The 7,379-nt window shown below is 47.3% G+C and carries 7 protein-coding genes and 1 pseudogene; 6 read left to right on the plus strand and 2 right to left on the minus strand.

Annotation, left to right across the window (positions count from 1 at the left end; genetic code table 11):
• Positions 1 to 345 (plus strand): annotated as a pseudogene (locus tag ACWA6V_RS05245) (signal recognition particle protein); the annotation flags it as partial.
• Positions 346 to 403: 58 nt separating this feature from the next.
• Here the strand turns inward: ACWA6V_RS05245 and ACWA6V_RS05250 are convergent.
• On the minus strand, positions 404 to 829 hold the full coding sequence (locus tag ACWA6V_RS05250; RefSeq protein ID WP_449521496.1) for a secondary thiamine-phosphate synthase enzyme YjbQ: 426 nt from the start codon (positions 827 to 829) through the stop codon (positions 404 to 406).
• A 10-nt stretch (positions 830 to 839) separates the two neighbouring features.
• Positions 840 to 1,187 (minus strand): HopJ type III effector protein, encoded by a 348-nt coding sequence (locus ACWA6V_RS05255; RefSeq protein ID WP_449521497.1) that lies wholly within the window; start codon positions 1,185 to 1,187, stop codon positions 840 to 842.
• A gap of 138 nt (positions 1,188 to 1,325) precedes the next feature.
• On the opposite strand from ACWA6V_RS05255, the gene ACWA6V_RS05260 reads away from it, so the two are divergent.
• The 5 genes from ACWA6V_RS05260 to ACWA6V_RS05280 form a co-directional block, all read left to right on the plus strand.
• Positions 1,326 to 3,023 (plus strand): NAD-dependent malic enzyme, encoded by a 1,698-nt coding sequence (locus ACWA6V_RS05260; RefSeq protein ID WP_449521498.1) that lies wholly within the window; start codon positions 1,326 to 1,328, stop codon positions 3,021 to 3,023.
• 448 nt (positions 3,024 to 3,471) lie between these two features.
• On the plus strand, positions 3,472 to 3,834 hold the full coding sequence (locus tag ACWA6V_RS05265; protein WP_449521499.1) for an MmcQ/YjbR family DNA-binding protein: 363 nt from the start codon (positions 3,472 to 3,474) through the stop codon (positions 3,832 to 3,834).
• A 59-nt stretch (positions 3,835 to 3,893) separates the two neighbouring features.
• Positions 3,894 to 4,490: a helix-turn-helix domain-containing protein gene (locus tag ACWA6V_RS05270; protein ID WP_449521500.1), complete on the plus strand. Its 597-nt coding sequence runs from the start codon at positions 3,894 to 3,896 to the stop codon at positions 4,488 to 4,490.
• A 122-nt stretch (positions 4,491 to 4,612) separates the two neighbouring features.
• Positions 4,613 to 6,763, plus strand: a complete 2,151-nt coding sequence (gene fadB, locus ACWA6V_RS05275) for a fatty acid oxidation complex subunit alpha FadB (protein WP_449521514.1) — start codon at positions 4,613 to 4,615, stop codon at positions 6,761 to 6,763.
• A 12-nt stretch (positions 6,764 to 6,775) separates the two neighbouring features.
• Positions 6,776 to 7,379: thiolase family protein (locus tag ACWA6V_RS05280; protein ID WP_449521501.1), on the plus strand; the 604-nt coding region annotated here is incomplete at its 3' end.

Consider the following 7,379-nt stretch of genomic DNA (forward strand, 5'->3'; position numbering starts at 1 on the left):
ATGCTGGATAAATTGCCCGGTCTCGGCAACGTCGCACAAATGGCGCAGAGCGCTAACATGGGCAAGCAGTTTAAAACCATGGAAGCGATTATTAATTCTATGACCCCGGAAGAACGCCGCAATCCGGATGATTTAAGTGGCTCGCGCAAGCGCCGTATTACCGCAGGTTCGGGCACACAAATTCAGGATCTCAACCGTTTGTTAAAACAATACAAACAAATGGCGAAAATGATGGGCAAAATGAAAGGCGGCGGCATGCAGAAAATGATGCGTGGTATCGGCGGTATGATGCCGGGCGGCGGCGCAGCACCTGGCGGTGTTTTACCCCCGGGCTTCCGTAAATAAATATTGATCCATCTAATAAAAAACCCGCTACCAGCGGGTTTTTTATTGTCTGTAGTATTCAAAAGGTGTCACCCTGAAGTGTTGCGACTAATGTGCGGCTACCACCATGGTTGCGATGCTCGCACAGATAAATTCCTTGCCAGATTCCCAGGTTTAAATGTCCATTGGTGATTGGAATATTTACACTGGCACCAAGAATGCTGGCTTTTAAATGCGCAGGTAAGTCGTCACTTCCCTCATCGTTATGAAGGTAATAGGGTTCATCCTCTGGTACGACACGGTTAAAAAAACTCTCGAAATCTTTGCGTACGGTTGGGTCGGCATTTTCGTTAATAGTTAGCGACGCTGAGGTGTGCTTGAGTAGGATATTCAGCAAACCTATTTTGTAGTTTGCTAGCTCAGGTAGCTGACGCATGATTTCATTGGTAATTAGATGAAACCCTCTTGTGCGCGCCATTAAACGAAATTCTTTTTGTATCCACATGATGGATCTCTTAACATTTTTTAGTTAATGCTTGATTATCAAATTGAATACCGCTCCAACCATATTGCATAAAATTGCGAATATTTTGATGATCCTGGCCATCGGCGTGCTGTAATACATCGACGCGGTAATAATCTCCAAAACAAGCGAGTGTTTGCTGTTCGGTTAATTCGTGTAATTTAGCAAACGAAAATATTTTGCAAGAGCCGGAATTTTGCCCCGCTTCGTTTTTAAGTGGTCCATTTTGGAATGCAGTAGGTGTGAATTCGTATTGAGCCTCGATAACTGCAATAGTATCGCTAAATTGAATCGTGTCTGGTGCGGAGTTAAGTGTCGCAAAAAATGCATTGGGAGTCATATCGGTTCACCGGTAGATAAAATGCAGAACATTTTACCCTCACTATGTACAAAATAATAATTGTTATTCCTTTGCTGGTTGTTCGACTGCAATTGCGCTATGGTTGCACTATATACACAGAATTTGTCAGTGAATGCTATGGCGAAAAAACGTCCTATTTATATTCCCTTTGCTGGCCCTGCATTGCTGGAAGCGCCGCTGTTAAACAAAGGCAGTGCCTTTACCCAGCGTGAGCGGCAGCAGTTTAATCTTGAAGGTTTGCTGCCGTACAACATTGAGACAATTGAAGAGCAGGAAGCGCGGGTGTACCAGCAGCTCTGCTCATTTGAATCACCTATCGATAAACATATATATCTGCGCAATATTCAAGATACCAACGAGACAGTGTATTTCCGTCTGGTAACTGATCACCTTACAGAGATCATGCCGCTGATATACACCCCTACCGTAGGGTTAGCCTGCCAGCAGTTTTCCAAAATATATCGACGCAAACGTGGCTTGTTTATTTCCTATCCTGATCGTGACCGAATCGAGGATATGCTGCAAAACGCAACCAAACAAAATGTCAAAGTGATCGTTGTTACCGATGGTGAGCGTATCCTAGGGTTGGGGGATCAAGGCATTGGCGGTATGGGTATTCCTATCGGAAAGCTTGCGCTCTATACAGCTTGCGGAGGCATTAGCCCGGCCTATACCTTGCCGGTGACACTTGACGTCGGCACAAACAATCAAGCATTGCTGGATGATCCAATGTATATGGGCTGGCGTCACCCGCGTATCACCGGTGATGACTACTACCGGTTTGTCGATGAGTTTATGCAAGCAGTTAAGGTGCGCTGGCCAAATGTACTGCTGCAGTTTGAAGATTTTGCACAGGATCATGCGACTCCATTGTTGAATCGCTATCGCGATCAACTCTGTTGTTTTAATGATGACATTCAGGGTACTGCGGCTGTTGCGGTTGGTACCTTGATGGCCGCCTGTAAAGCTAAAGGTGAATTGTTAAAAGATCAGCGCATTGTATTTGCGGGCGCAGGTTCGGCCGGATGTGGGATTGCAGACCAAATCGTTAAACAAATGGAAGCAGAAGGCGCGAGCGACACTGAGGCGCGCAGCAAGATCTTTTTAATTAGCCGCGATGGATTGTTACAGCGCAATATGCCGGGTTTATTTGATTTCCAGATTCCCTTTTGCACTCCTGATGATGTGGTGAACAGTTGGACATTGGCGCACAGCCGCGCTGATGGCCCCATTAATTTATTGGATGTGGTGAGCAATGCCCAGCCTACAGTATTGATTGGAGTTTCCGGTCAGGCAGGTTTGTTTACCAAGGCAGTGGTCGAAGCAATGCAGGTAAATTGCGAGCGACCATTGATATTGCCACTCTCCAACCCAACCTCACAGGCAGAAGCTCAGCCGGTGGATATCCTGCGTTGGACATCCGGTAAAGCCATGGTTGCTACCGGCAGCCCATTTCCACCGGTCGATATGGGGGGGCAGTTGGTTGAGATTGCCCAATGCAACAACAGTTATATTTTTCCGGGTGTTGGTCTGGGTGTTATCACGGCTAAAGCAGCGCGCATCTCTGATAATATGATGATGACTGCAAGTAAAGCATTGGCAGACGCGTCGCCCGTTGTGCGGGCCGGGGCGGGGGCTTTGTTGCCGCCATTGGGCAGCATCAGAGAAGTGAGCAAAGTGATTGCTAAAGCTGTCATTTTGCAGGCGATAGACGATGGAGTAGCCTTGCCGATACCTCACGAAATTATTGATGAAAAGATCGAAAAGAATTTTTGGCAGCCGGAATATAGGGAGTATAGGCGCACCTCGTTTTAGGGCTAGAGGTGATTTCCTGATTCGGCGAATAATATATGCAATGACCCACTTGGCTCATATATGCTAGGCTTCTGAAGAGAGTGTAAGAAATAACGACACATCAATCCGACAGCTGAGAGTGTGTGATTCTCATTGGATTTATAGAAGGAAAGGGGTGACAACTGGTCATGTTGACCATAAAATCGCCACACAAGTAAAAAATGATGACTTCTGCGCCATTCTTGCTATCGTTTCTGCTGTAGCTGATGCAGAATAGGCATTAGGTGAGGGAGCGAGGCTGATTACACAGGTGATGATAAGCACATATTTGTTTCTTGTTACCTATACTGAAAGGCATTGCATGTAGGAACTTGCGGCAGAAGCAAAAAATTATCAATGTGATTGCTTGACCTTAACCCAAATTTATAGCTTTTTAATCGACCTGAGTTGTTCGATAAAGGACTAAAACATGGATTTTCTTTCCGCACAGAAATACCTTTTAACCAAGCACCAAGCCAAAGAGATGTTTCCCTCTGGTCCTGATATGGCAGTCTACAAAGTTTGCCATAAAATGTTTTCAACACTGACTGCTGAAGGTGGTGTTCCGCGTATTAGCTTGAAATGTGACCCTGATCTTGCGTTGCAGTTGCGGGAGCAATACCCGGCGGTGCGTCCGGGTTTTCAGATGAACAAAAAACATTGGAACACTATTATTTTGGATGGCTCTGTTCCTAGTGATCAGATCCAGCGAATGATTGATCATTCTTATCAGTTGATAGTGGATAATTTACCGACCGCTGAGCGAGATCAGTTGCTCGCTTCCAGAAAGTAAATTCTGCCGGTAGCACCGGGCGAACATGTCCGGTGTTCCTCATCGCCCAGGTACCAAGCATGTCGGATGACGCAACTGGTATAGGATCTTCTCTGAATATTACGCTGCTTCCTAGTGAGCTTGCTGATACCAACTCCTGTTGTTCTGTTCAGGATACGGCAGTGCGGCTCAAATTGATTCGTAATGCCATTGGCTATTCACAACGTGAGCTGGCCAAGCGTGCTGGAGTGACTAACAGCAGCATTTCTATGATTGAACAGGGGCAAGTGAGCCCGAGCATTCAGTCCCTTTCGCGTATTTTGGCGGCATTTCCCATAAGTCTGGCGGATTTTTTTAGTTTTAAATTCTCTGGTGATATTCACGCACCGTCTGCAGAAATGTGGGATGTCCACGCTCTGAATAACTGCCACCAACAATTGGATGTGCGCACCGAGTATCTGTTAGCGGGGCAGTCCAGTGTATTTAGTGTGCCAGCAGCAGACTGTTGTGGTGTGATACTTTATGGCAGCCTGCAGCTGACGTTGTTGAGTGGAACCCAGTTGTTGAATCAGGGCGAGAGCTTTTATATTCCGGCCAACCAACTGTTTCGCTTGATTAACCTCTCCGGGCATGACGCCAGCCTGTTCCGCTGTTCGCTTTTTGTGCATAAGGGATAATTTGCACAAATTTTTGTGCGTTATAACCCAGCGGTCTGCACTCCTGTGAGGCAAGTCCACGTCAGCCTGCTACACTCAAATCCAGATTTTCCCTCCTCGTTCCTTACTAGAAAGAGAGATTTATTATGTTTCAAGGAAAAGCCCTAAAGGTTTCCCTGTTGCCCGATGGCATCGCTGAGCTGACCTTTGATTTGCAAGGTGAATCGGTGAACAAATTCAGTTTGCTCGTCGTTTCAGAGCTCCAGCAGGTACTCGACCTACTTGAAAAAGCAAAAGATATTCGCGGGTTGCTGATCAAGAGCGCCAAAGATGTCTTTATCGTGGGTGCCGATATTATGGAGTTCGGCGCAGTATTCGCTTCTGGCCCAGAACAAATCACTGGACACTTGGCAACCAATAATCGCAACTTTTGCCGCCTCGAAGATCTGCCATTTCCTACCGTAGTGGCGATTAACGGTTTTGCATTGGGAGGTGGTTTGGAGTTTTGTTTGGCGTGTGATTACCGTATTGCCAGCACTGCCGCCAAAGTGGGTTTGCCTGAAACCAAGTTGGGGATTATCCCTGGCTGGGGTGGCACAGTGCGCCTGCCGCGAGTCGCAGGCCTCGATACTGCGGTTGAGTGGATTGCTGCTGGCAAAGAGAATGACGCCGAGGTTGCATTGACTGCGCGGGTGGTTGATGCTGTTGTTGAGCCGGCAAAATTACATGACGCTGCGCTGAATTGTTTGCAGCAGTGTATCAGTGGCAAGTTTGATTATCAGGCGCGTCGCGCGCAGAAAAAATCGCCGCTTAAATTAAATTTTATTGAATCCATGATGGCTTTTGAAACTTCAAAAGCGTTTGTGGGTGGACAAGCAGGGCGCAATTATCCAGCACCGGTTTCTGCTATTAAGGCGATGCAAAAAGCCGCTGACAAAGGTCGCGATGAAGCATTGCAGGCCGAGGCTGAGAATTTTGCAAAAATGGCACAAACCCCCGTTGCACAATCACTGGTGGGCATTTTTATCAATGAGCAAATTCTTGGTAAAAAAGCCAAAGGTTGGGAGAGAAAGGCCGATAAAAAAATCGCGCGCGCAGCGGTTCTGGGTGCAGGGATTATGGGCGGTGGTATCGCTTATCAATCGGCACTAAAAGGTGTGCCGATTAAAATGAAAGACATTGCCCAGCAGGGGATTGATCTCGGTCTTTCGGAGGCAAACAAATTATTGAGCAAGCGAGTAGAACGCAAAAAATTAACCGCGACTGAAATGGGTAATGTGTTGAACCGCATTGAACCGGCGTTGACGTACGATGGTTTTGAGCACGTTGATATTGTGGTTGAAGCCGTTGTTGAGAACCCTAAAGTAAAAAAAGCCGTGCTGGCTGAAGTTGAAACAAAAGTTAGCAGCGATACTGTGCTCGCATCAAATACGTCTACCATCTCCATCACCTATCTTGCAGAAGGTTTGGCGCGCCCGGAAAATTTCTGTGGTATGCACTTTTTTAACCCGGTACATATGATGCCGTTAGTAGAAGTGATTCGTGGCGAAAAGACTTCGGACAACGCTGTCGCCCGTACCGTAGCTTATGCAAATGCTATGGGTAAAAAACCGATCGTGGTAAGAGATTGCCCCGGCTTTTTAGTAAATCGCGTACTGTTTCCGTATTTGGCAGGTTTTGCGATGTTGCTGCGCGATGGTGTGGATTTCCAGCGCATCGATAAATTAATGGAAACCTGGGGTTGGCCGATGGGGCCGGCTTATTTGCTTGATGTAGTTGGTATTGACACTGCAGTCCATGCGGAAAAAGTCATGGCCAATGGTTTTCCTGATCGTATGCAGCGCGATTTCACTTCTTGCACCGATGCGCTCTTTGCGGCGGGTCGTCTCGGTCAGAAAAACGAAAAAGGTTTTTATAACTACGAGCTTGATAAAAAAGGTAAGCCTGCAAAGGTGGCAGCCGCTGAAGTGGCTGAGATTCTCAAGCCAACTATTCAGGGAGCAATTGAAATTAGCGATGAGGACATTATCGCGCGCATGATGGTTCCTATGGCGACTGAATTAACTCGCTGCCTCGATGAAGGCATTGTGGAGACGGCAGCTGAAGCCGATATGGCGCTGGTGTATGGCACAGGTTTTCCCCCTTTCCGTGGAGGTGTTTTCCGTTGGATCGATTTTATCGGCGCACAAACCTTCTGCGATATGGCTGCAAAATTTACCGCTCTGGGTGCACTTTACCAAGCGCCTGATAGTCTCAAAGCCAAAGCGGCTAACAACCAAAAATTTTACGGCTAAGGAGTTATTCTAATGAGCTTACAACCACGCGATGCCGTTATTGTTGATTACGCCCGCAGCGCCATGGGGCGCTCCAAAAACGGTTGCTTTCGCCATATGCGTGCAGATGATATTTCTGCTGCAATTATTAAAGGCTTGCTTGCGCGCAATCCAAAACTTGATCCAAATACCATTGATGACTTACTCTGGGGTTGTGTGATGCAACGCGAAGAGCAAGCATTTAACGTGGCGCGCAATATTTTATTATTGGCCGGTTTGCCGCACACAATTCCTGCGCAAACGATTAACCGCCTCTGCGGTTCTTCGATGTCGGCTTTGCATACTGCAACGGTGAATATTCGCGCCGGGCAGGGCGATGTGTATTTGATTGGCGGTGTTGAACATATGGGGCATTTGCCGATGTATGAATCGGTCAGCATTAACCCCTTGTTGGGATTATCCGTCGCTAAAGCAGCAGGCAATATGGGGATGACTGCTGAGTACCTTGCGCTATTGCATGGTATCAATCGCCAGCAAATGGACGAGTTCGGAGCGCGTTCGCATCAGCTTGCAGCCGCCGCTCGTGCTGAAGGCCGTTTCGCACGCGAAATTCTTGCCGTCGAAGGCCACAACGCGG

The organism is Cellvibrio sp., assembly GCF_053579595.1.